This is a genomic window from Corynebacterium sp. 239_CJEI (genome assembly GCF_001055995.1).
GTDB lineage: Bacteria > Actinomycetota > Actinomycetes > Mycobacteriales > Mycobacteriaceae > Corynebacterium > Corynebacterium jeikeium_D.
Map to the genome: position 1 here is coordinate 1 of NZ_JVOW01000021.1, position 23,017 is coordinate 23,017.

Below are 23,017 nucleotides of genomic sequence, written 5' to 3' on the forward strand. Positions count from 1 at the left end.
AGGCTGGATCAAATAACCGCAACACGCCCGGAAAAGACACACTTTTCTTTACTTAACCCCTCTTGGCGCGGGGGTTTTTGCATTGGAGCGACGAAAAAGGACCCAAAAAGGACGCGAGCACCCTTTAAACCAAAGAACCCCAGGCCGGAAAACTTCCTGACCTGGGGTTTTGGAGCCGGAAACGGGACTCGAACCCGTAACCTACTGATTACAAATCAGTTGCGCTACCAATTGCGCCATCCCGGCAACTTTAAAGCGACCTTTTGGCGTTAGCCGTCGCTGGCTCGAAAGAATCAGAGTCAACCTGAGAATCGAACTCAGCTGTGCCGCTGACAGGCGATTGTACAGGTTGGCAAGCAGAAGTTAAAAACGACACCACAGGAAAACTGCAACCGCACTTCTTGAACACTTTTCCACACGCTAAAAGCCCCGCTCAGATAGGCAAATTCACCGCCTCAAAAACGAATTAAGATTCTCGGTCACTGACGGGGTAGTGTGACTATCGCTAAATCACTGGGGCTATGTTTCTGCAACGTCTCCGCATCGCGTCTTTGCAGCATCACTGCAATGCACCCCAGGCAGTATCGGGGAAAGGAAGTGTCGACATGTCATTCGCTGGTGACAGCAATTCCAACGCCGGAGAAAACTCCGCTGCGAAGAATGATCTCTACGACGCTGAAGCCACTGTCTCTTACGACGACACTCCGCAGACCCAGTTTCCTGCAATCGAAGGTCAGTCCACCTTCAAGCAGCGCGTGATTGATTTCGTTTCCGGCCCAACGGCAACTGTCGACCTAGTGCACTCGACTACTACCCCGCTGCCGCTGGCACCGATCGATTATTCCGACCCGAGTCAGGTCACGGCCGTACTCGATCTCGCTGCTCGCATCGGCGGGCTATTGCTGGCATGTGGCTCGGGCAACCGCGATACCGAGCTACAAATTAAGGCCGTGACCTCAGCCTATGGCCTCACCCAAATCCAAGTCGATATCACGTTGACCTCCGTGACGGTCTACCACCTCATCGGCGCGCGCCGTACCCCTATTACCGCGATGCGCGTTGTCACCGCACCAGTGCCCGACTTCGAGCGCTTGCGTCACACCGACCGTGTCATCCGCCGAATTCGCGCGGGCCACCTGAGCTTGGAGGAGGCTATTGAGGCTATCGACAAGGTCGAGCGTGAGCCCGCAAAATACCGCCTCCGCGTCATCTACACTGGCTGGGCATTGCTGGCTTCATCTGTGACAGTGCTGCTCGGCTCGAGTTTCGAGGTCGCCCTTATCGCGGCTGCGGTCACACTGGCCATCGTCATCGTGATTGGTGAACTCGCTGCCCGCGAGTTGCCCACATTCTTTCAGAATGCAGTCGGCGGTCTCATTGCCACGCTCTCCGCTGCTGTGCTCAATGCGGCGCAGGCGTATCTCCCCTTTGAGATGCAGCCATCCAGGCTGATCGCCTCGGGAATTATCGTGATGCTCGCCGGCCTAACCCTCGTGCAAGCACTGCAAGACGGCATCACCGGCGCACCTGTGACTGGCTCCGCGCGCTTCTTCGACACCATGTTGTTGACCGGCGGAATCGTCGCTGGCATCGCAATGGGCATCGAGTTTTCCGGAATGCTGGGCATTCCGCTTCCCGACGTCATCGCGGGTTCTGACCTCAACCTGGCACAGGCGACAGTGAGGGTGATAGCGGGAACTACCGCCTCAATCGCATTTGCGTTGGCCTCGAATGCTGGGTTCACCGCGTTGTCAGTGTCCGGAACGGTCGCTCTGCTGGGGTCGATGACCTACTACTACGTGTTGACTCCACTGGGAGTTCATCCGGTGACCAGCGCAGGCGCGGCAGCAACGCTGATTGGTCTCATCGGTGGCCTGCTGGCACGACGTTGGTCCATCCCGCCGCTGATTACGGCAGTGGCAGGCGTAACCCCGCTGCTTCCGGGTATGACGATCTACCGCGGTATGCACGCACTGCTGCACGACCACCCGACCAAGGGGTTTACGGCGCTAGCCTCAGCGCTAGGCATTGCGACGGCACTAGCTGCGGGTATTGTCCTCGGTGAATGGATGGCGCGCAGGCTCCGTCGCCCTCGCGCACTGCGCGAAGACAGTGGCCTGACCCGTCCAATCCGGGCCGGTATGCGTCGCATCCGTCCTGTGAATCCGCGGAACAAGCCTCGCCGTCCACGCAACTACCGCTTCAAGGGCGGTATGAACCCGCGTGTGGACTAGCCATTCCGCGGGGCAGCCACTGCTCAATCCGCGGGACAGCCGCTGCGTGGACTAGCCGTATCCATGGGAGCATTATCCACACCGCGCGACCTATCAACAACGTGGTAGAATAAGGTTTTTGAATTGTAAGTAGCGCTTAAAGCTGAAACTGCGTCATCACAATCCCATTCCTTCTTCACTGAACTCGGTTGAGCTCAGTGCCGGGAGCATGTGGCGAGATGGCTGGCAGAAGTAGGTGTATGGGGCGCAATTAAGGCCATGCTTGCCAGGAGGATTCGTGCCACCGAAGGTCACAGACACTCGCACTGCTCAGAACGAGGCTCTTCACAAGGTCGAAGAAAAGACCGCTGCTGGCGCACGGCGAATTGTTGCTACCTTCGCCGAGGATTTCTACGATGCCGTCACTCTGATGTGCATGCTCGGAGTGGAGAAGGAAGGCCTGAGCTTCAAGAAGGTTCACGAGGAATACGAGAAGGAAAACGCTCCGAAGACCGCAAAGCGCACACGCAAGTCCACTAAGAAGACTGCGAAGAAGTCGACCAAGAAGGCCGCAAAGAAGACCACTCGTAAGACGGCGAAGAAGGCTGCCAAGAAGGCCGCTAAGAAGACGACGAAGAAGGCTGCTAAGAAGACCACCAAGAAGGCAGCTAACTAACGGGGTCACGCAGCATGGGTCGGAGCGGGAAAAAAGCGGTTGCCGCAGTAGCTGTCGTTGCGGCAGTGTCCATGACGGCTACCGCATGCCAGGCAAAGCCGGCAGCGGAGATCGTCGGCAAGCAATGGCAGATAACCGCGATCTTTGATGACCCAAACCTGCCCCACGGTGTGCCGGACGGAACTCAGGCGCCGACTATTACGTTGGGGCAGACAACATATACCTTCGCTGATTCCTGTGGCAACGGCTCTGGTTCGCTGCAGTGGAAGGGCGAGGCGGTCGAATTCGGTACCCCGGAGCAGACTCGCAGTTTGGACTGCTCAGACCAGGCGCAGACCTATTCGGAGCGTTTCCACAAGATTGTGGCGGGCGAATTCGTCTACACGCAGGACAACAATGGTCTGCGCATGCGAGAGATGAAAGACCCCAAGCCAGGCGAGGATCGCCGTGGCTGGACTGCGACAACTTCGGGTTACACCGAGGGGCGCTGACGCCACTTCTGATCGACAGGCGCATCGGTGCCGGGGTGAGAAACCCGTGCGTAAGAACCGCGGTGGTAAATGAGCGGATTGATTTCTTCACGCTTGCCGATAGCCACAATATCCGCCGTCACAATCCAGTGATCGCCGCCTTCGTAAACATCGACGACGGTGCAATCAATCCACACGGAGCAGCCGTGCAATAAAGGGTTGCCCAGCTCAGAGCGGGTCCACTTCCCCGTCTTGAACTTTTCGCCATTACTGCGGCCGAAGGCTGCCGAGATATCCTCCTGATCCTCGGCCAACACATTGACGGAGAAGCGTCCAGCGTTCCGTATATGCGGCCAGGACCGCGAGGTCTTCATGACAGTAAACAGAACCATCGGTGGAGTGAGACTCAGCGAGGAAAAAGACTGGCAGGCGAAACCGTACGCTTCGCCTTCATCCTCGGTGGCGATAATGGTCACGCCAGTGGTGAACTCACTCATCGCGCCACGGATAGACATTTCATCCAATTCGACGGGGCCGCCAAGTTCGACATGGTCGTCGCGGGTAGCTTCCGGACTATTGAGAGCCGCAGCTGATCGGTCGGTGCTCGAATTTGTTGAATCTGTCATGTAATAGACCTTAATCTGAATCCGAACACAGTAAAGACGAGGTGGGGTTTACCACCCCAAGAGCCCCCGATAGCGCCACGATGTTGTTACCCTCGTCGGCCCGCTACCCGGCTGACGGTGCCGACGGCGCTGCGGTTGTCGATCCAACGACAAACTCAGTCTCCAACAAGACGCGAGGAGCGCGACCGCTGTCCTCGCGTGCGGCCTCAAGCTCCTCGGCCAGCGCGCGGCCGACGGCAATGCCCTTCTGCCTATTCGGCTGAATTACAGTGGTCAGCTTGTGGAAGAGGGCGCGCTCGATTCCGTCAAAGCCTGTGATGGACAGGTCCTCCGGAACACGAATTCCGTTCTCCTTGGCATATTCCAAGACCGCAATTGCCTGAGTATCCGTGGTACAGACCACCGCCGTGAGATCCGGGTTGTCGGTCAGCAGCTGGCGAGCCGCATCGCGGTTATTCTCGCGGTCATTGAGGTGGCGCTCGATGATAGGCACATCCACCTGCTGAATACCAGCCTCGGCAAGCGCTTCCAGCGCACCTTCGACGCGGTTCTTCTGCACCTGGTGATGAGCTTCTGCCAGCCGCTTCTCCGTGACATATCCCGAGTTCGGGGTACGCGACAATCGCACTGACAAGATTCCCACCTTGCGATGTCCCAGTTCAGTCAGGTGTCGCACCGCGGGCTTGATGGCCTCACGGTCATCGATGCCCACAAACGGTAGAGCCACCGCATCTGCAGGCTGGTCGCACACGACCGTCGGCAAGCCGCGAGCGCGCACCGCAGCGAGGAACGGATCGTTGTCCGCGACGGAGTAGACCACGAAGCCGTCGACCACCGCCTGCCGAATCAGATTGAGATCTACGTCCCCGCCCTCCTCGGAGGAAGCTGGAATGACCAACATGGAGTCGCCCATTTCGCCGAGTTCTTCTGCAAGGCCGGCGAGAAAATCCACCGACGCAGGGTCTTCAAAAGCGAATGGGAGGTGCTCGGTGAACAGCACGCCGATGGCGCCAACCCGGCGCATGCGCAGACCCCGAGCCATTGGGTCCGGCCCCGGATAGCCAAGCCGCTCCGCAGTTTCCAGGATGTGCTCGCGCAACTTCTCTGAGAGCTGGTCAGGGCGGTTGTAAGCATTGGACACAGTCGTACGCGAGACCCCAAGTTCTGCTGCGATGGAAGCCAAGGTGCCACGACGACGCCGACTTTGCACGGAATACCGACCCTTCTTGAAAAACCAACAGTGACTGCCCGCTCAGCTATCTTCGCTCAGCTATCTCAGGTAGAAAACCTCAGTTTTATGGAAAAGAACTGCAACGAGCATTACACGCATCTAATCGCGGACAACTTTACCCAACGAATGTGCGCGACTGTCATTTCGGCCACTCCGGCAGAGGCCCGCCTTGTGACTGGGTCTCCGCAGCCCCTACTATGTTCTTTGAACTAAAAGACAACTGTTTTCAATAGCGGTTAATGCTCAGGAGCTGAATAAAAGGAATAATTCAGCCCGCAACAGGATTGGATACATACATGAAGGCACGCTTTTCCACGCGCATCGCGGCGCTAGTCGCCAGCGCCGGCCTCGTCGCAGGTCTCGGCGCATGCTCCAGCAATGATGACAGCGCTACGTCCGCGGGCAAGTCCGAAGACACCATTAAGGTGGTCACCTCCACCAAGGTCTGGGCAGACGTCGCCGACGCAGTCACCGACGACGAGAAGGTCTCCATCGACCCGATTATCGCGTCCAACGACATCGACCCTCACTCCTACGAACCGGCCGCAGCCGACATGGCAAAGGTAGAGGACGCCGATATTCTCGTCGCAGGTGGCGGGCATTACGACGCATGGCTGACCTCCTCTCTGCGTGACGCAAAGGACAAGGTCATTATCTCTGCGCTACCGCAGGAAGAAGGCCACGACCACGATCATGACCATGATCACGAAGGTCACGACCACGACCATGAGGGTCACGACCATGATCACGAGGGCCACGATCACGACCATGAGGGTCACGACCATGATCACGAGGGCCACGATCACGACCATGAAGGCCACGAGCATGATGGCGAAGGTCACGACGACCACGAAGGCCACGAGCATCACCACCATGACGGCGAAGCCAACGAACACGTCTGGTACGACACCGATGCGGTTGAAGAAACTGCAGAGCAGCTCGCCGAAGCTCTGACCAAGATGGGCGCCAAGGCCGACACCAAGGCTGTCGACAAGGAAATCAAGGACATCGAAGAGGCCAAGAGCAAGCTCGAGGCCGCTAAGGTTGCTCAGGTTCACCCGCTGGCCGATGACATCCTGAAGGACACGAAGATCAAGGACATCACCCCGAAGGGCTACCGTCAGTCCACGCTGAATGAGTCCGAGCCGTCGGCAAGCGATGTCAATGAAATGCTCAAGCTGATCGAGTCCGGCGAGCTGGACTACCTCATCGACTCGCCACAGACCCACGACCAGGTCTCGCAGCGACTCGTCGAGGCAGCCAAAGCAAAGGGCGTTAAAATCGTCGATGTTTTTGAGTCACCCAGCACTGACCAGTCGTTCTTTGACCTCTACAAGCAAACCCTTTCCGATATGGAGTCCGCATAACTTTGCCCTCACTGACTTTTACTGACGCAGCCGTCGAACCGCTGTGGTCCGGTCTGAATTTGGATATCGAGCCCGGCGAGTTCTTGGCCATCCTGGGTCCGAACGGCGTCGGCAAATCCACGCTGCTGACCACCGCCCTTGGCATGCGACGGCTGACTCACGGTTCAGTAAAAGTCGACGGAAACCTGGGCTACATTCCGCAGCAGCGGATGTTCGAGCCCTCGCTGCCCATTCGGGTTCGCGACCTCGTCGAGCTGGCGGCCGGCAAGAACCGCTCCGCCACCGACCAGATGCTGGACTTTGTCGGCGCAACGGGTATTGCGGACCGTCGTGTCGGCACGCTCTCTGGCGGTCAGCAACAGCTTGTGCGCCAGGCGCAGGCGCTCGTTTCGGCACCGGATTTTTTGCTTTGCGACGAGCCTCTGCTCTCCCTCGACCCTGCGGCACAACGGACCACGGTCGAGCGCCTGGACCGGCATCGCCGGGAAAATGACACGGCAGTCGTCTTTGTCACCCACGACATCAACCCCATCCTGGGCGTCTGTGACCGGGTGCTCTACCTGACGCCGCATGGACATGCGGTCGGATCGGTCGAGGAAATTATCACCTCAGAGACGCTCTCGGAGCTCTACCAAACCAAAATTGTGGTTGCCCGTGTCGAGGGAAAGTTGGTTATCGCCTAATGACCCTACTGGCTCAGTATTTCTCCGACACCGCCGCTCTACTCCAGGTCGGCTTCGTCCACAATGCCCTCATTGCAGCGGCACTGCTTGGGCTGATTTCCGGCATCATCTCGCCCCTGATTGTCATGCGGCAGATGAGCTTCACGGTCCACGGCACCAGTGAGCTGGCACTCATGGGCGCATCCGCGGCTCTATTACTGGGTGTCAGTGTCAGCAGCGGCGCCATTATCGGCTCGGTGCTCATCGCAATAGTCCTGGCAGCACTGTCGCTTCGAGGGCGCCAAGATGCGGTTGTGGGCGTGGTTTTGAGCTTCGGCATGGGCTTATCGGTGCTGTTTATCCACCTCTACCCTGGCCGGACAAGTACCGCGTTTTCACTTCTCACCGGCCAGATCATTGGTCTGACTGACACTTCTCTATGGACGATGGCCATCGTCGCGGTCATCGTCGTCGGCGGCGTTGCCTGGAAATGGCGGCCGCTGCTATTCGCCTCCGCTGACCCCATCATGGCCGCCGCCTGTGGTGTCAACGTCAAGGCGCTATCGATCTACTTCGCGATTCTCACCGGTCTCGTCGCCGCCCAGGGCGTGCAAATTGTCGGCTCCCTGCTCGTCATCGCCCTGATTATCACCCCGGGTGCCGCGGCCGCATTCGTCACTGCCTCGCCGGTGAAGGCCATCATCCTGTCGACCATCTTCGCCGAGGTCGCGGCTGTCGGCGGCATCGTCCTCTCGCTCGCACCGGGCATCCCGGTCAGCGTTCTAGTGACGACAATCGCGTTTGTCCTCTACCTGATTTGCTACGCCATCGGAACGGTGCAGTCGCGTAAGGCAACGCGTGACGACGTTCAGGCTGCCAAGTGGAGCAAATAGACACATACGCTTTTCGGAGTGGCTTTTAAAACAACAAAAACATCGGGCAGCTCCTCGAGTGACGATTGCGGAGAAGGTGCGTCCACCTCCCCTCTCGCCACCGAGGGGCTGCCCGTATTTTTACTGGATTCTCTAAAAGCAGACTCCAATACCCCCGCTCTTTTTAAGACTGCGAGGCTGCCGAAATGGGGTGACCCGGCAGACAGAAAAACTAACGCTGAGGATGTCGTGGTCTGACATCTCAGTGACCCAAAAGCTAGCTGTACAAGCCACCGCTAGGTCCGTGAGCATCCCTAAATTACGGCCAATTACGCCCCCATTTCTAGGAGCATGATTTGCCCGCCCTCCCCTTCAGGAAACTACGGATAATTTTCTGTTGGAAGTGATAATAACGCCGTCATTTCTGCAGCGCACGCCGGAAATAGAATTATCTTTAAAGCGCTGAACTACTGGGGGTAGCCATAAGTACCGGCCGCCATTTAGAACGCAAAATACCCCACGTAAACGCCATTACTATGACGAATTGGTAATGGTGCCTACGGGGGTATCAAATGCGCTACTGGCTACTCTTTGCCCGGCGCTGGCGGGCAAACTCACTCAGAGTCACGCCGGCAGCAACGGAAGCGTTGAGCGACTCAACCCAACCGGTCATCGGAATGGACATGATGGTGTCACAGGTATCGCGCACCAGGCGCGAAAGTCCCTTGCCCTCGGAGCCGACGACCATAACCACCGGGGTGGTGCCGTCGTAAGTGTCCAGAGTGTGATCGCCACCGGCATCCAGTCCAACGACCTGGTAACCAGCCTTCTGGAACTGCTTGAGCGAGCGCACCATGTTGGTCGCCCGCGCAACCGGCAGACGCGCAGCAGTACCAGCAGAGGTACGCCAGGCGACGCCCGTAATGGCAGCCGAGCGACGCTCCGGAATCACCACACCGTGACCACCAAAGGCCGCCACCGAGCGAATGACCGCACCCAGGTTACGCGGATCAGTGATGTTATCCAGGCAGACGATAAGGCCCGGCTCACCGGTCTGGGCCACAGAATCAATCAGATCTTCGACAGATGCGTACTTGTACGGCGGAATCTGCAGGCCGATACCCTGGTGCATGGTGTTGCCGGTCATGGTGTCCAACTCGTGGCGGGGTACCTCGCGAATCGGGATACCACGGGAGTTAGCAATACGCACTGACTCCTGCAGGCGCTCGTCATTGTCGGTACCCAGCGCCACAATCAGCGCGGCCGCTGGCACCTTTGCATGCAGGCACTCCACGACCGGGTTACGGCCAACTACCAGCTCGGTGCCATCCCCCTTGCGCTCATGACGCCCCGAGTCACGGCGGCGCTTCTCTTTCGCCCGCTTATGAGCTGCGTGATAAACGCGGTCCTCTGCTTTCGGGGTCGGCCCCTTGCCACGCAAGCCACGCTTTTGGCCACCGGAGCCGCCAACGTTCTTCTTGCTTGCCTTGCGCACTGCACCACGACGACCGTTGCCTGCCATAGCTACCTGCTTCCTGTTGTTAATAGTTTTCTTTAGCCTAAAGCCAGCTTTTCAGCCCTAGTCAGCGACAGACCATGCTGGACCATCCGCGGTATCAGTTACCTCGATACCCGCTTCCTTCAGGCGGTCGCGCACAGCATCAGCCGTAGCCCAGTCCTTCTCTGCACGAGCCCGGGTGCGTTCCTCCAACTGGTGCTCAACCAGCACACCGAGCGCATGCATTGCTGCATCAGAACCGGAATCGGAGGTTGCCCACTGCTCATTCAGCGGATCGAATCCAAGGACTGCGGCCATAGCGCGGACAGCACCGGCAATCTCCTTGGCCTTGGTCTCGTCGCCGTCGGCAAGCGCCTGATTGCCTCCACGAACAGCGTTGTGGATTTCTGCGAGCGCGCGCGGGACAGCGAGGTCGTCGTCGAGCGCTGCTTCGAACGCCGGCGTCCACTCACCGATTTCGATATCGCCGAGCTTATCGACGGCACGGTGCATAAACGCCTCGATACGACGGTAGCCCGCTGCCGCTTCCTGCAGAGCCTCCTCGGAGTACTCCAGCACGGAGCGGTAGTGCGCACTGCCGAGGTAGTAACGCAGCTCAACCGGACGAACCATGGTCAAAATGTGCGGCACAGACAAAACGTTGCCGAGCGACTTCGACATCTTTTCACCGGACATGGTGACCCAGTGATTGTGCATCCAGTAGCGAGCAAAGCCGTCGCCGGCTGCGTGCGACTGCGCAATCTCGTTTTCATGATGCGGGAACTGCAGGTCGAGGCCGCCACAGTGGATGTCAAACTCCGAGCCCAAGTAGTAGGTGGCCATGGCGGAGCACTCCAGGTGCCAGCCCGGCCGGCCATTGCCCCACGGCGTCGGCCACGAGGGCTCGCCCGGCTTAGCCGCCTTCCACAGTGCGAAATCGTGCGCACCGCGCTTGCCCGGAGTATTGGTCTCGCCCTGCTCCATCTCGTCGACGCGGTTGCCGGACAGGCTGCCGTAGTCGCTGCCTTCAGCCTTGGACCAGGCATCCACGTCGAAATAGACGCTGCCGTCGACGGCGTAGGCGAAGCCGTTATCCATCAGACGCTGCATGTACTCCACCATCTGAGTGACATGTCCGGTGGCACGCGGCTCAACGCTCGGCGGAAGAACACCGAGCTGGTTGTAGGCCCAGGTAAATTCGCGCTCAAAGCGGGAGACCCACTCCCACCAAGGGCGGCCGTGCTCGGCGGCCTTATTCAAGATCTTGTCATCGATATCGGTGACGTTACGCACAAACGCGACGTCATACCCCTTGGCGATCAGCCAACGGCGCAAGATATCAAAGGCCACGCCAGAGCGAACATGGCCAATGTGCGGCTGAGCCTGCGGAGTCGCACCGCACAGGTAAATGGAGGCATGCCCCTCGCGGAGAGGCTCAAAATCCTTCAGTTGGCGGGTTGCGGTATCGAAGATTTGAAATGTCACAGCCCCGAGCATAGCGGGGAAATAGATACGGGTGAAAAAGAGAAAACGGCTAGCGCACACGGGCAATGTGTGTGCGCTAGCCGTTATCCGGAAAAGTGCAGAAAATCCCTACTGGGTGGAAAACCGATAAGGGGGCTCGACTTATGCGTCTGCGTCCAGGTCCACCGGCTTATCGTCGGCTTCATCCTTCTTCTCACCAGCGGCACCTTCCTGTGCCAGCGCGCGGTGACGCTCGATAGTGGCATCGACGCGGGCAAAAACTTCCTCGACCTTGGCCTCATCAACGCCGTCGGCAAGCGCGAGCTCACCGACGAGAACCTGGCGAGCCTTGCTCAACATACGCTTTTCGCCGGCGGACAGACCGCGGTCCTGATCGCGGCGCCACAGGTCACGAACCACCTCAGCGACCTTGTTAATGTCGCCCGAACCCAGGCGCTCCTGGTTGGCCTTGTAGCGACGAGACCAGTTGCCGGCCTCTTCCACGTCGGTCTCACGTAGCACGGAGAAGACCTTCAGCAGTCCCTCTTCACCAACAACATCGCGGACACCGACCAGCTCGGCATTCTTGGCGGGCACCTGGATATTCAGATCACTCTGCAGAATCTGCAGTACAAGGTACTGAACGGTCTCACCGTTAAGCTCTCGTTCAATGATGTTTTCGATTTTCGCAGCTCCGTGGTGCGGATAAACTACGGTATCGCCAATGCTGAATTCCATGTAATGCACACGCCCTTTCCAACGGCCTTCCACCCTATCATGTCCCCCCATGATTTTACGGGTAGTATGAGAACATCTTAGGAAGACACTAAGGTGTTCTTTAAATACTGAAAATCCTATCGCCCATCCTCAAGCTACTGGAGGAAATCTAGTCATGGCCTTCAAGTCCGTACTTCGCCGCAGCGCTCTCATCACCGTCTCCGCAGCATCTGCAGTTGCACTTGCTGCCTGTGGCGCCGGTCAGATTTCGCAGACCGCAAATCAGCACCCGGCTGTCGACGGTGCGATGAACGGCGGCGAAGATGCTGCCGGCAAGGGTGCTGAGAACACCAACTCGGCTCTTGGCTTCGTCAACATCCGCGACGCTCACATCCTGGTTGACCCGGAGGCTGGTACCGCTGGTCTGAAGTTCTCCGCCAGCAACCAGCAGCGCGCTACCGAGTCGGTCTACACGCTGAAGTCCGTCACCGTTGAAGGTATCGGCGAGGTTGAGCTGAAGAAGGTCGCTGAGACTCCTTCCTTCGCTAAGGCTGCCAAGGGCGAGAACTCCTTGCCGCGCGAGTGCCAGATTGTTGCCGGCCCGAAGTCCGTCATCGATCCGCTGGCTAAGACCGCTAAGGACAACACCGGCTGCATCGCGTACTACACCAATGAGCTGGACCCGGCCACCCTGGTTGGCGACAAGAGCAGCGCTGCTGGCCAGAACCGCGAGGCCACCTTCGAGTTCACTGACCCGCAGGGCAACACCAACACCTACGACCTGGACATCACCGTCTCCGCTGACATTCTGGAAGCTGGCGCACCGAACCGCGGTGCTGACGGCATGATTGAAACCAAGTAAGCGCAGTACAGCGCGTTCCCTGCGCTGTTCGTGCGCAGCGCACTATCAGCGCTGGTACAGCGCAGTCCTGTCCCGCAAATAACGCGAGGAGCTTCATCGAGCGGGCATGGGCGATTGGTCGCTTGATACGGGCCACGGCGGTACAGTCAGTCCTTGACACATGTCATTGACTCTGCCCTGGCCCGTTCTCGCGTATCTGGGGCAATTTTTTAGCGACATTTCCCGCACATCCCGCACCAAACGTTGTCGGGTCTGTCGCCCCCTCGTTTGAAGCAAAGGTGGTTGCACCGTGGCCAAGACCAAAGACGAAGCCTACGAATGCTCGGCATGCGGTTGGCAGGTGTCAAAATGGGTCGGCCAATGTCCCAACTGCAAAGAGTGGGGCACGCTGGAGAAGGTCACTATCCGCTCCAGCAGCGGGAAGTCCGGCTCCACCCTTGAGGACAAAATCGCCGCCCGGGCAGCCAAGCAACGTCGCCGGAGTGCTGCCGCAACGGAGCCCGGCACGCGGGGCGGTCGTCGTAAAGCATCTTCCACTTCCGTCGCGGCTGAGAGCCAGCGTTTAGCACAGCGCGCGCTTGACGACGAGGCGGAGGAACGTTTCCTCGCCGAGACATCCGCAACAGATCGAATCCCCACTTCTTCTTCTGAGCTGACGGCCATTACCGGGATTTCCGCCAAGGCTGCGCACGCGGTGCGCACGGGCATCGGTGAGCTGGATCGGGTGCTCGGTTCGGGTATTGTGCCGGGTTCGTTGGTGCTCTTGGCCGGCGAGCCGGGGGTTGGTAAGTCGACGTTGCTGCTGGAAGTGGCCTATCGCTGCGCGGAAGGCGATTTGGGGCCGACACTTTACGTCACAGGTGAGGAGTCGGTCGGTCAGGTGCGGCTGCGTGCCGAACGCACTGGCGCGCTGTCGGACTCGCTGTACCTGTCGGCGGTGTCGAATATCGAGGACGTCATCGATCTGACGCTAGAGCTCTCCCCCGGTCTGCTCATTGTGGACTCCGTGCAGACGATGCGTGCCGACGTCGAAGGTGCTCGCGGTGGCGTTGCTCAGGCCCGCGCCGTAACCTCTGCCCTGGCGGCGTTGGCAAAGGAGACCGGGACTGCGATTTTCTTAGTAGGGCACGTGACCAAGGACGGCAATGTGGCCGGCCCGCGCACGATGGAGCACCTGGTTGATGTGGTGCTCAACTTCGAAGGCGATAGACACTCGGGGCTACGCTTCTTGCGGGGTCTGAAAAACCGCTTCGGCAGCACCGATGAGGTGGGCTGCTTCGAGCAGACCGCGGGCGGTATTGCGGAAGTTGAGGATCCCTCGGGGCTGTTTTTGCATCACCGAACGCCGACCTCGGGAACTGCAATTACCGTGGCCATGGATGGCCGCAGACCGCTGCTGGCGGAGGTGCAGGGCCTGGTAATCAACACTGAGGCACATAATCCACGACGCAATGTCTCTGGTCTCGACCCGAGGCGCGTGCCGATGGTCGCGGCCGTGCTGACTGAACACGGTAACTTCAAGCAATTAGCCCGCATGGAGATGTACGTGTCCACCGTCGGCGGAATGACGCTGTCGGAGCCTGCCGCGGACCTGGCGATTGCGCTGGCACTGGCCTCATCCATGACTAAGCGGACCTTCCAGGACAAAACCATTGCACTCGGCGAACTGGGGTTGGCCGGCGAAGTGCGGCGAGTGACCGATTTGGAGTGGCGCCTTAAGGAAGCTCATCGAATGGGCTTCGACACGGCAATTGTGCCCAGAGGCGCAAAAGGCCCGGCAGGGATGCAACTGCTGGAAGCAGGCACCGTTGCCGAGGCCATTGAGCTTGGGTTAGGAGCTAAGCGCTAGCGCATGTTGAACGTGTAGGCGTCAGAGTTGTTGTCACCAATCACGCCGTAGAAGATGTACGACCCGGAGGGAACTGGGACCCGGTCTTCTTCGGAGCACTTGTTCGGCGCCGAGGTCAGACGCGACCAGGTGGCGGCATAGTTGACTTCCTCGCCCGGTGCCAATACCAGTTCACCGTGGCCTTCGGAGTCATTGCAGTCCACATCCGACCAGACTCGCTCATACGTTGCCAGGTCGTACACCTCGAAGCGCAACTGCTGCTCATCAAGGTTCACGCGGCATTCACCGCCGGTGGGATTGTGGACGGTAATCGCCAGAGTCGGCTGCTCATCGCCGTAGTTCGGCTGATCCGAGGTGGCCGTCACCTGCAGATCTGCAAGGGTACAGTCCTTTTTGCTCGCAAGCGCCGCCTGAGCGTTATCCTTCGCGGAGTCTTCGCCTTCCTTGTCGCCCTTCTTGGCGTCCTTGTCAGACTTGTCAGACTTGTCGTTCTCCGAGTCCTTGTCAGACTTAAGCGCGTAAGGTTCCTTGGGCTGTTCCGGAGGAGTCACCTCTTTCCCGTCATCCCTGGTGACATTCACCGGTTCAGAATCCTCGCTGTCCCGGTTTACCAGTGCGGAAATACCCCAGCCCAGGAGAACGAGGATGATAACGAGCAACACCGCCGCGGCGATACGCCGACGCCGGTAGATTTCTGGAGGCAGCTTATTGGTCACACATTTAGGTTAGCGGGTTCTCGCTGACTCCATGGGTAACGACGGTCTCAGCGCGTCCGTCCTCCAAGCGGTACCGCATACCGACAACGCCTACCTCGCCGGTCACCAAGCGCGACGAAATCTCCGGAGAGCGATCAATAATGTGATTAACAATCTCGCGCACGTGGCGACGCTCAAATTCGTCGATTTCAGTCTCGCCATCCTTGCGAGCCGCCAGCAGCGACGGGGTGACTTTCTCAATCAGCACACGCTGGAAACCACCCGGCAGTTCGCCACCATCCAGTGCATTCTTCGCCGCAGCCACAGCGCCGCAGGACTCGTGACCGAGAACAATCACCAGCGGAACTCCAAGACCATCAACTGCGAATTCCAGCGAAGCCAGCACCGACAGGTCAGTAATCTCACCGGCAGTACGGATCACAAATACATCGCCCAAGCCCTGATCGAAAATAATCTCCACCGGAGCGCGGGAATCCGAGCAAGCCAGCACAACGGCCTTCGGCTTCTGCCCCTGCGTCAGCTGCTTACGACGAACCAAGTCCTGGCGAGGATGCGCAGTCTTGCTCTCGCAGAAGCGGAGGTTTCCGCGCACCATCGATTGCCATACACTCTCAGGAGTCCTCTCAGAATTGCTCATAGCTATATTGTGCAACGACTCTGCTGTTTATGGGAAAGCGAGAAGGTAGATTGACCTCTGCAATTAACCAATCCGACGACTTCGACGAACACGTCGATGCCGCCTTACGTGATTGGTATCGCACCAACATGCGGCCACTTCCCTGGCGCGAAGAAGGCACTTCACCATGGGCTGTGCTCGTCAGCGAAGTGATGAGTCAACAGACTCCCGTCGCCCGCGTCATCCCCTCCTGGCGCGCCTGGCTGGAAAAATGGCCCACCCCAGCCGATTTGGCAGTCGCGCCCAAGGATGAAGTCCTACGTATGTGGGGAAAACTCGGCTACCCCCGACGTGCACTCCGGCTGCGTGAATGCGCAGAAAAGATCGTCGAAAAGCACGACGGCGAAGTACCAAGCGACGTGAACACACTGTTAGCCCTTCCGGGGGTAGGAGACTACACAGCTCGGGCAGTAGCGGCGTTTGCTTTTGGCGCGCGCACGCCGGTGGTGGACATCAACGTGCGCCGCGTACTCCGGCGACACCGCCAGGGCACGTACCTACCCGGCATCGCCAAACGCACAGACATGACGCTCGTCAAAGAGTTCCTACCACTCGACCCCACGACTGCGGCCGAGACCTCTGTCGCACTCATGGAACTCGGCGCTACTGTCTGTCGAACGACACCCGAGTGCGAGGCCTGCCCCATCGCCACCAGTTGCGCCTGGATTGCCGCCGGTCGCCCCGAACCCGAAGACCACGAAATCGCCGCTGCGAAACGGCGCGTGCAGAAGTTCGAAGGCACCGACCGTCAAGTCCGGGGCTTGCTTCTCGACGTGCTCCGCGCCGCCGACTCCCCCGTCGAACAGACCGCTCTGGATGCGGTCTGGGATGATACGCATCAGCGTTCCCGCGCATTGTTTTCCCTGCTTGACGACGGACTTGCGGAGCAAACCTCCGATGGCCGCTTCCAGTTGCCCCGTTAGAACCCAGACAATGCTCCGGTAAAGACCAGATTCGAACAAGTGCGTTGCCTAGAATTGGGAACATGAATGCCACGCCCCATCGACCTCAGCGCCAGCGCTGTCTCTTTGGGGCTAGTAAACGCAGAATCGCGCTGAGCATGGTACTTGGAGTTGCTCTTCTGAGCTCTAGCGTGGGAACGCTCGGTGGTTGCTCGGCGGTGGATGGTCTAGGAGCAACTGGCTTCGGTTCCTCGGATTCTGACTCTTCTACGGTGAAGCGATTGCCTCCAGGTCAGGTAATTACGAAGACGCCATTTCCGGTCAATGCGCCCGCACGCGCACAGCGGGTCGTGTTTTCCTCCACAGGCGCACGCGACCACCGCCAGACAGCCGTGTCCGGCACGATTTTGCAGCCCTATACCCGCTGGTCGGAGAAATCCCCGCGCCCACTGGCAGTAATTGCACCTGGAACTCTCGGTATGGCTGATAACTGTGCCAGTTCGGTTGCCCTGCGCTACGAAGCGCCTCCGACGCCTCCGGCACCTCAGTTGCTGGCACAGGGATGGAATGTTGCCATCGTGGATTACCAGGGGCTCGGCACGCCTGGGGTACATCCGTATCTCAACCGTGAGGTTGCCGGGAATAACACGCTCGATATGGCGCGAGCGGCTATTGAAACTTTACAACTGCCTACAGACACTCCCATTGCGCTGTTCGGCTACTCACAGGGCGGAGGCGCCACCGCTGCAGCGGCCGAGCTCGCCGATGAGTATGCCTCGGAGCTGAACATCCGCGCTGTTTACGCCGGGGCTATTCCGGCCGATCTCACCGACACTGCACTGCATATTCGCGGCTCGGCGCTGGCGGGGCTCGTCGGTTACTTCATGAACGGCTTGATTGCAGAGTACCCAGAGGCAAAAGAACCAATCGAGCGCATGCTGAGCCCGCTGGGGCAGGATTTCCTGAAGCTCACGGCCGATGAATGCATTGGCGCCACTGTCGAACGTTGGCCTCGCAATGACACCAAGGCATTTACGGCCAACGACTTGGGGATAGCGGAGAATCTGCGCTCGCCGGAGCTCTCCCCCGTCGTTCGGCGCCACGTGGAAGAACAAGCTCTGGGGACAAAGACTCCCAGTATGCCCGTATTCGTTACCCATAACGCGTTGGATGATGTGTTACCCGTGACGTCGGCACGCAAACTTGTGCAGAAATGGCAAAAGGCCGGCGCCGACATCACCTACGTGGAGGTCGACACTGACCTCGGTGATGGGACGCACGGCCTTGCCTACGTGCTCACCCACGACGAGATGCTTGCGTGGGTGAATCAGAAAATGGGGTACTAGTGTGCTAGCGCACTAGCTGTACTGACGGTGAAATGCTCACCGACAGCCATCAGCCACTAACTACTTCTTCTTCCAACGACCGCGGAAGGTCAGGCCCTTGCCCAGTCGGACGGTGTAACCGCCGCGGCTGTTAATGGTCACCGGACCGATACGCTTAGAACCAGAGACTCCCGAACCCGAGTAGTTCAGCCACGTGTCCTTGTCCAGGTTCTGCTTCTTGCGAAATTGGAGCCCCATTTAGTTCTCTCCCTCGGAGTTATCGGATTCGACCTCGGCAGCGGCCTGGTCGGCAGCACCTTCGATGTCGTCGGCTTCAACACTCAGGGTGCCATCAGCGCTGCTGAGAACGTCCTTGTCTTCCTCAGACTCCCCCAGAGCACCGCCGTCGGCATCAACGTTCCCGGCCTTGCCCTTGTTGGTGAAGGTGAACTTCGCCTTGTCGACGTCCTTGGACTCGCCATCCCAGCCTTCGACATCGATGAAGACGGTCTCGCCGAGACCGACCTCACCGTAGAGAATCTTCTCGGAGAGCTGATCCTCAATCTCGCGCTGGATCGTGCGACGCAGCGGACGGGCACCGAGCACTGGATCAAAGCCACGCTTGGCCAGCAGGTTCTTGGCGCGGTCGGAAATCTCCATGGTGATGCGCTTCTCGTCGAGCTGGTCGCTGACGCGGGCCAGCATAAGGTCGACCATCTGGACAATCTCAGCCTGGCTCAGCTGCTTGAAGACCACAATCTCGTCGATACGGTTCAGGAACTCCGGACGGAAGTGCTTCTTCAGCTCGTCGTGGACCTTGTCCTTCATCCGCTCGTACTTGCCATCTTCATCGGCCTCGCCGACCCCCGAGAAGCCCATACCAACAGCCTTGGAAATGTCGCTGGTACCCAGGTTCGAGGTGAAGATCAGAACCGTGTTCTTGAAGTCCACCACTCGACCCTGCGAGTCAGTCAGACGACCGTCTTCCAGGACCTGCAGCAAGGTGTTGTAAATCTCCTTGTGGGCCTTCTCAATCTCGTCGAAAAGCACGACGGAGAACGGCTTGCGGCGCACCTTCTCGGTGAGCTGGCCGCCCTCTTCGTAGCCGACATATCCGGGAGGAGCACCGAAGAGGCGCGAAGCGGTGAAGCGGTCGTGGAACTCACCCATATCAATCTGAATGAGTGCGTCTTCCTCACCAAAGAGGAACTCGGCCAGGGCCTTCGACAGCTCGGTCTTACCAACACCAGACGGGCCGGCGAAGATAAACGAACCGGACGGACGCTTCGGGTCCTTCAGACCAGCGCGGGTACGACGAATAGCGCGGGAGACAGCACTGACGGCCTCTTCCTGACCGATAATGCGCTTGTGCAGCTCATCCTCCATGCGCAGCAGACGCGAGGACTCTTCCTCGGTGAGCTTGAACACCGGAATGCCAGTCCAGGAAGCCAGGACCTCCGCAATCTGCTCCTCACCAATCTCAGCGATGGTGTCGGACTCGCCCGCACGCCACTTCTTCTCGCGCTCGCGGCGCTCTTCGCCCAGCTTGCGCTCCTTGTCGCGCAGACCAGCTGCCTTCTCAAAGTCCTGCTCGTCGATGGCGGCTTCCTTCTGGCGGCGCACATCGGCGATCTTGGAGTCAATCTCCTGCAGGTCAGCCGGGGCAGTCATGCGCTTGATGCGCATGCGAGCACCGGCCTCATCGATCAGGTCAACGGCCTTATCCGGCAGGAAGCGGTCGTTGATGTAGCGGTCGGAGAGCGTAGCTGCGGCAACCAGAGCCTTGTCCGAGATGGATACGCGGTGGTGAGCCTCGTACTTATCGCGGACACCGCGCAGAATCTCGATAGTGAGATCCACACTCGGCTCCGGCACGTTCACCGGCTGGAAACGACGCTCAAGAGCGGCGTCCTTCTCAATGTGCTTACGGTACTCATCCAAAGTGGTAGCACCGATGGTCTGCAGCTCACCGCGAGCCAGCTTCGGCTTCAGAATCGAGGCTGCATCAATTGCGCCCTCGGCGGCACCGGCACCAACCAGCGTGTGAATCTCGTCAATAAACAGGATGATGTCACCGCGCTGGTTAATCTCCTTGAGCACCTTCTTCAGACGCTCCTCGAAGTCACCGCGGTAACGGGAACCCGCAACCAGCGAGCCCAGGTCGAGAGAGTAAAGCTGCTTATCCTTCAGCGTCTCCGGCACACGACCGTTGACAATGTCCAGTGCAAGCCCCTCCACGACGGCGGTCTTACCAACACCAGGCTCACCAATCAGCACAGGGTTGTTCTTGGTGCGACGAGAAAGAACCTGCATAATGCGCTCGATTTCTTTCTCGCGGCCAATAACCGGATCCAGCTTGCCCTCACGTGCAGCAACGGTCAGGTTACGACCGAACTGATCAAGCACCAGCGAACCCGACTGGTGGTTACCCTCCTGCACACGAGCGCCGGAAGTAGCACCGACCGGACGCTGCTCCGGAGAACCATCGGACTCATCGCCCTGGAAACCGCTGAGCAGCTGAATAACCTGCTGACGTACGCGCGGCAGGTCAGCGCCGAGCTTAACCAGGACCTGAGCAGCAACACCTTCGCCCTCACGAATCAGGCCGAGCAGCAGGTGCTCAGTACCGATGTACTTGTGACCCAGCTGCAGAGCCTCGCGCAGAGAGTACTCCAGCACCTTCTTTGCACGCGGGGTAAACGGCACGTGACCGCTCGGCGGCTGGGAGCCACGACCAATAATGTCGACTACCTCAGAGCGCACAGCATCCAGGGAAATACCCATGGACTCCAGCGCCTTGGCAGCTACACCGTCGCCTTCACTAATCAGGCCGAGCAGGATGTGCTCCGTGCCGATGTAATTGTGATTGAGCTCGCGTGCCTCATCCTGTGCCAGGACGACAACGCGACGTGCTCGGTCCGTAAACCTCTCGAACATCACTGCCCTTTCAAGTGTCTATTTTTGCCGTAATTCAATAAAGGTTGTTTCACCTAGCTTAAACGCGACGCGACACAGATTAATCCCTATAGCCGTACGCCAGTAGCGAACAGCCTGGTCGAGAGAGGTATCACTGCTCGTACGGCAGCAAAAGCTCCCGGCGGCAATGCCACCGGGAGGAAACGAATGTTGGAATGAATTACTCCTGCGCGTTAAGCCAAACGCCAGACAAGAAGGAGTATTTGCACGGGATATCAGTCAGTCTCCATAATCTCCCACTCATACGGAGTCACTTCACCGCGCACCTCGTGGTACGGAGAACTGAAGTACAGGGTGCCATTCTTATTCAGGACCACGATCCCGTGGAAGCTGTACTTCTTCCCTTCCTTCAGTCGGAATGGCGGGCGCGAGGCATCCCAATTTCCACCGCTCATTCCGGCTTCCCAACTTCCAGATGCATCCTCGAGATCAAAGGTGACCAGATTGTGGGCGTTCTTCTTGTTACCCCACTTAGCTGTGGTCTGGCAGCGGAACATGTCCTGATTTACCGACCCACCACAGACTACGGTTTCTCCGTCTGTGGAATAGCTGACATAGTCACGGTTGATCTTGGGGTAGTTCGTAGCTGCATCGGCGACGGACGGATTGACAACAGCAAGCGCAGTGGCGGCAGTGATTGCGGCGGCTACAGCGGAAATCTTCTTGGTGAACATGATCTCAGATTAAAAACTCTCGGACACAAAAGAAACGGGAGTTCTCCCCGGGGAGTTCTCCCCTAGCTAAACCATGCTGGACTGCCCAAATCTGGACAGTGGTGCCATCAAACGCACCACGATTTATCCGCTTATGTCACCGGCACAATGCAGTCAGAGAGCGATGCTGTCCAAAGCAGCACGGTCAGAGCGCATGGCAGTCTGTGACGCACCGAGAATGGATTTATATCAATGGCTTTCAAACTATTCAGCTTCCGAAAGACCTTCCGCCCCACCCGCAACTCCCGGGTTACGCTATCGCGTTCTGGCCTCGGATATTCCTATCGCATGGGGCCCGTTCGGTGGACGAAGAATGCCCGTGGCGGCCGAACCACTACTGTGAACACGCCAATTAAAGGATTGACTTATCGCAAGTACCGTCGTTAAGCGAGCAGTTTCAAGTCGTCTGCAGTGACCAATCGTGCTTCGATTGCAGCGACAACTACCAGCTGCAGACGGCTCTTTTGATTAACCCGTTGCCACTCCTTGCTTGAGACCAGCCCCTTGCTCAAAGCGGATTCAAAAAGTGCGGTGCGGTAATGCTCGACTGCCTTTGCGGTCTTGCCTCCCAGCTTTCGGCCGGCCTCGGCATCGGTGCATGAAACCATAATGGTGTCGATTCGGCCGCGCAGATAATCCTCCGCATATGCAGCGATCAGAGCACGCTGGCGCTCCGGCAGCTCCCCAACCGAGATGGTTTCAGTCCCGTCAGTTGGCAGCACGACCTTCGCATCGGCGTGCTCAATATCCTGTTTAATCTGAATTTCGTACTGGTCATCCTTGACGGAAAAGCGGATGAAATACTCCGGGTAGCTCAAATCAAAACGCTGTTGCGGAGCCAGCCGGAATGACCGCGACACCTCCGGAATGTGCACCATTGCAGTCACGTGCTCGCAGTTATTGAGCAGAAACCACATTCCGGATTCCGCATACACATACATTGCTATGCGGTGCATGTAGCGGTTATCTTCGCCCACTTTGAGGTCGGCGTCACGCCCGATGGTCAATCCCTCACTCGGATTGGCAACAATCGCATCCCCACACAAATTATCAACCACAAGTGTTGGGAGCGATGTCACGTTGACCAGGCCTTTCTCTCGCACCACCAGCCACCAACCGCGAATCAGGAACCCTACCCAACGCTCCTGGGGGAATCGCCCAACGACGGCTGAAGTGACTGGCATTCATGATAGTTATCCGAA

General features: G+C 58.5%; 22 protein-coding genes and 1 tRNA gene. 11 read left to right on the top strand and 12 right to left on the bottom strand.

The window, feature by feature from the left end:
- Positions 1 to 170: 170 nt before the first annotated feature.
- Positions 171 to 246 (bottom strand) — tRNA-Thr (locus ADB08_RS06215).
- A 359-nt stretch (positions 247 to 605) separates the two neighbouring features.
- On the opposite strand from ADB08_RS06215, the gene thrE reads away from it, so the two are divergent.
- The 3 genes from thrE to ADB08_RS06230 all read left to right on the top strand — a co-directional run bounded on the left by thrE (position 606) and on the right by ADB08_RS06230 (position 3,380).
- Positions 606 to 2,234, top strand: coding sequence for a threonine/serine exporter ThrE (thrE, locus tag ADB08_RS06220; protein ID WP_016421439.1), 1,629 nt, complete (start codon positions 606 to 608; stop codon positions 2,232 to 2,234).
- Between the two features lie 277 nt (positions 2,235 to 2,511).
- Positions 2,512 to 2,889 carry a hypothetical protein gene (locus tag ADB08_RS11595; protein WP_016421440.1) on the top strand — a complete coding sequence of 126 codons (378 nt, stop codon included), beginning with the start codon at positions 2,512 to 2,514 and terminating at the stop codon, positions 2,887 to 2,889.
- A 14-nt stretch (positions 2,890 to 2,903) separates the two neighbouring features.
- On the top strand, positions 2,904 to 3,380 hold the full coding sequence (locus tag ADB08_RS06230) for an META domain-containing protein (protein WP_016421441.1): 477 nt from the start codon (positions 2,904 to 2,906) through the stop codon (positions 3,378 to 3,380).
- Here the strand turns inward: ADB08_RS06230 and ADB08_RS06235 are convergent.
- Together ADB08_RS06235 and ADB08_RS06240 are read right to left on the bottom strand one after the other, a co-directional pair.
- A complete protein-coding gene (locus tag ADB08_RS06235; protein ID WP_016421442.1) occupies positions 3,362 to 3,985 on the bottom strand; it encodes a flavin reductase family protein in 624 nt (207 codons plus the stop codon). The two genes, ADB08_RS06230 and ADB08_RS06235, sit on opposite strands and share 19 nt — an antisense overlap.
- 103 nt (positions 3,986 to 4,088) lie before the next feature.
- Positions 4,089 to 5,195, bottom strand: coding sequence for a LacI family DNA-binding transcriptional regulator (locus ADB08_RS06240; RefSeq protein WP_016421443.1), 1,107 nt, complete (start codon positions 5,193 to 5,195; stop codon positions 4,089 to 4,091).
- 317 nt (positions 5,196 to 5,512) lie between these two features.
- Between ADB08_RS06240 and ADB08_RS06245 the strand changes: the two genes are divergently transcribed.
- From ADB08_RS06245 to ADB08_RS06255, 3 genes are read left to right on the top strand one after another with little or no spacing between them, the layout of a single operon-like run.
- Positions 5,513 to 6,583 (top strand): metal ABC transporter solute-binding protein, Zn/Mn family, encoded by a 1,071-nt coding sequence (locus tag ADB08_RS06245; RefSeq protein WP_049171864.1) that lies wholly within the window; start codon positions 5,513 to 5,515, stop codon positions 6,581 to 6,583.
- A gap of 2 nt (positions 6,584 to 6,585) precedes the next feature.
- The gene (locus ADB08_RS06250) at positions 6,586 to 7,266 is read left to right on the top strand and encodes a metal ABC transporter ATP-binding protein (RefSeq protein ID WP_049171866.1); all 681 of its coding nucleotides are present in this window, start codon (positions 6,586 to 6,588) and stop codon (positions 7,264 to 7,266) included.
- A complete protein-coding gene (locus ADB08_RS06255) occupies positions 7,266 to 8,138 on the top strand; it encodes a metal ABC transporter permease (RefSeq protein WP_049171868.1) in 873 nt (290 codons plus the stop codon). Before ADB08_RS06250 ends, ADB08_RS06255 begins: the two co-directional genes overlap by 1 nt.
- 556 nt (positions 8,139 to 8,694) lie before the next feature.
- Here ADB08_RS06255 and rlmB read toward each other — a convergent pair.
- The 3 genes from rlmB to ADB08_RS06270 form a co-directional block, all read right to left on the bottom strand.
- A complete protein-coding gene (rlmB, locus tag ADB08_RS06260) occupies positions 8,695 to 9,639 on the bottom strand; it encodes a 23S rRNA (guanosine(2251)-2'-O)-methyltransferase RlmB (protein ID WP_016421447.1) in 945 nt (314 codons plus the stop codon).
- A 57-nt stretch (positions 9,640 to 9,696) separates the two neighbouring features.
- Positions 9,697 to 11,100: a cysteine--tRNA ligase gene (gene cysS / locus ADB08_RS06265; RefSeq protein ID WP_049171927.1), complete on the bottom strand. Its 1,404-nt coding sequence runs from the start codon at positions 11,098 to 11,100 to the stop codon at positions 9,697 to 9,699.
- Between the two features lie 141 nt (positions 11,101 to 11,241).
- Complete coding sequence (locus ADB08_RS06270; RefSeq protein WP_005510159.1) at positions 11,242 to 11,817, bottom strand: CarD family transcriptional regulator; 576 nt, start codon at positions 11,815 to 11,817, stop codon at positions 11,242 to 11,244.
- Between the two features lie 154 nt (positions 11,818 to 11,971).
- Here ADB08_RS06270 and ADB08_RS06275 point away from each other — a divergent pair, with 154 nt between their 5' ends.
- Both ADB08_RS06275 and radA read left to right on the top strand, forming a co-directional pair.
- Positions 11,972 to 12,658, top strand: a complete 687-nt coding sequence (locus tag ADB08_RS06275) for a hypothetical protein (RefSeq protein WP_049171870.1) — start codon at positions 11,972 to 11,974, stop codon at positions 12,656 to 12,658.
- Positions 12,659 to 12,947: 289 nt separating this feature from the next.
- The gene (gene radA / locus ADB08_RS06280) at positions 12,948 to 14,507 is read left to right on the top strand and encodes a DNA repair protein RadA (RefSeq protein ID WP_049171872.1); all 1,560 of its coding nucleotides are present in this window, start codon (positions 12,948 to 12,950) and stop codon (positions 14,505 to 14,507) included.
- Here radA and ADB08_RS06285 read toward each other — a convergent pair.
- Positions 14,504 to 15,223: a hypothetical protein gene (locus ADB08_RS06285; protein ID WP_049171874.1), complete on the bottom strand. Its 720-nt coding sequence runs from the start codon at positions 15,221 to 15,223 to the stop codon at positions 14,504 to 14,506. The genes radA and ADB08_RS06285 overlap by 4 nt on opposite strands.
- A gap of 4 nt (positions 15,224 to 15,227) precedes the next feature.
- Positions 15,228 to 15,860, bottom strand: a complete 633-nt coding sequence (locus tag ADB08_RS06290) for a carbonic anhydrase (protein WP_042388218.1) — start codon at positions 15,858 to 15,860, stop codon at positions 15,228 to 15,230.
- A gap of 29 nt (positions 15,861 to 15,889) precedes the next feature.
- Here ADB08_RS06290 and ADB08_RS06295 point away from each other — a divergent pair, with 29 nt between their 5' ends.
- A complete protein-coding gene (locus ADB08_RS06295; RefSeq protein WP_049171876.1) occupies positions 15,890 to 16,822 on the top strand; it encodes an A/G-specific adenine glycosylase in 933 nt (310 codons plus the stop codon).
- A 137-nt stretch (positions 16,823 to 16,959) separates the two neighbouring features.
- Positions 16,960 to 18,147, top strand: a complete 1,188-nt coding sequence (locus tag ADB08_RS06300) for a lipase family protein (protein ID WP_049171879.1) — start codon at positions 16,960 to 16,962, stop codon at positions 18,145 to 18,147.
- 60 nt (positions 18,148 to 18,207) lie between these two features.
- Here ADB08_RS06300 and ADB08_RS11660 read toward each other — a convergent pair whose 3' ends face one another.
- The 3 genes from ADB08_RS11660 to ADB08_RS06310 form a co-directional block, all read right to left on the bottom strand.
- Positions 18,208 to 18,384: a hypothetical protein gene (locus ADB08_RS11660; RefSeq protein ID WP_162837151.1), complete on the bottom strand. Its 177-nt coding sequence runs from the start codon at positions 18,382 to 18,384 to the stop codon at positions 18,208 to 18,210.
- Positions 18,385 to 21,063, bottom strand: a complete 2,679-nt coding sequence (locus ADB08_RS06305; RefSeq protein ID WP_049171880.1) for an ATP-dependent Clp protease ATP-binding subunit — start codon at positions 21,061 to 21,063, stop codon at positions 18,385 to 18,387. It abuts the gene before it with no gap.
- A 254-nt stretch (positions 21,064 to 21,317) separates the two neighbouring features.
- Complete coding sequence (locus ADB08_RS06310) at positions 21,318 to 21,776, bottom strand: hypothetical protein (RefSeq protein ID WP_038626607.1); 459 nt, start codon at positions 21,774 to 21,776, stop codon at positions 21,318 to 21,320.
- A 231-nt stretch (positions 21,777 to 22,007) separates the two neighbouring features.
- Between ADB08_RS06310 and ADB08_RS11360 the strand changes: the two genes are divergently transcribed.
- Positions 22,008 to 22,202 carry a DUF4236 domain-containing protein gene (locus ADB08_RS11360; RefSeq protein WP_016421461.1) on the top strand — a complete coding sequence of 65 codons (195 nt, stop codon included), beginning with the start codon at positions 22,008 to 22,010 and terminating at the stop codon, positions 22,200 to 22,202.
- On the opposite strand, the gene ADB08_RS06315 is transcribed toward ADB08_RS11360, so the two are convergent.
- A complete protein-coding gene (locus ADB08_RS06315; protein WP_224433510.1) occupies positions 22,199 to 22,999 on the bottom strand; it encodes a hypothetical protein in 801 nt (266 codons plus the stop codon). The two genes, ADB08_RS11360 and ADB08_RS06315, sit on opposite strands and share 4 nt — an antisense overlap.
- Positions 23,000 to 23,017 lie beyond the last annotated feature (18 nt).